Here is a 236-nt window from a genome sequence, read left to right as displayed (position 1 = left end):
GTTTATGATTACGTAACATACCTTTTGTGTTTAAGTCTTCAATACAGATGATATCGTGATTTTTGATAATTTCTGTACTTAACTTATTCAAGAAATCAGTACGTTGGTTCATTACTTTCTCATGTAATCGCGCTACTTTTCGTTTTTGTTTTTGATAGTTCTTTGCTTCAAAGAGATGGACACCTTTCTTTTTAGCTAACAAAGCACGCTTTGACAACTTACGTTGTTCACGTCTG

At 33.1% G+C, this 236-nt stretch carries 1 protein-coding gene; it reads right to left on the bottom strand.

The features are described 5' to 3' along the window. On the bottom strand, positions 1-236 hold a 236-nt coding region (locus tag TP70_RS10570; RefSeq protein ID WP_044361543.1), incomplete at both ends, for a transposase.

Origin of the sequence: Staphylococcus microti, assembly GCF_000934465.1 — a bacterium.
Taxonomy (GTDB): Bacteria; Bacillota; Bacilli; order Staphylococcales; family Staphylococcaceae; genus Staphylococcus; species Staphylococcus microti.
Note: the sequence above shows the minus strand (reverse complement) of the source record. Positions and strands in the feature narration are given on the sequence as shown.